Here is a 468-nt window from a genome sequence, read left to right as displayed (position 1 = left end):
GGGGGGCGGGCACGCGGGCGCCGTAGGCGAGGAGCGTGACATCTGTTCCCTCGCGAGCGATGCGAGCGGTGCCGATCTCGGCCGTGACCGACGTGTCGACCTCGCCCTTGGTCCAATACAGCTTGTTGGGCTCGAGGAAGACCACCGGATCCGGCGATGCGATCGCTGCTCGGAGCATCGAGTAGGCGTCCTGCGGCGTCGACGGGCTGATCACCGTGAGCCCCGGCGTGTGAGCGTAGTAGGCCTCGGAGGAGTCGCAGTGGTGCTCGACGCCGCCGATGCCGCCGCCGAAGGGGATGCGGATCACGAGCGGCATCCGCACCGCCCCTCGCGTGCGATTGCCGATCTTCGCCACGTGGCTGACGATCTGCTCGAACGCGGGCAGGGCGAAGGCGTCGAACTGCAGTTCGACCACAGGACGCATGCCGTTCATCGCCATCCCGACGGCGGTGCCGACGATGCCGGATT

1 protein-coding gene is annotated in these 468 nt (G+C 68.4%); it reads right to left on the bottom strand.

Going from position 1 to position 468, the window contains the following annotated elements:
* On the bottom strand, window positions 1-468 hold a 468-nt coding region (locus J7E68_RS13400; RefSeq protein ID WP_396652506.1), incomplete at both ends, for an alpha-ketoacid dehydrogenase subunit beta.

Source organism: Microbacterium sp. ISL-103, assembly GCF_018613995.1.
In the GTDB taxonomy this organism is placed as follows: domain Bacteria; phylum Actinomycetota; class Actinomycetes; order Actinomycetales; family Microbacteriaceae; genus Microbacterium.
The sequence above is the reverse complement of the archived record's forward strand: the minus strand, read 5'-3'. Positions and strand labels throughout refer to the sequence as shown.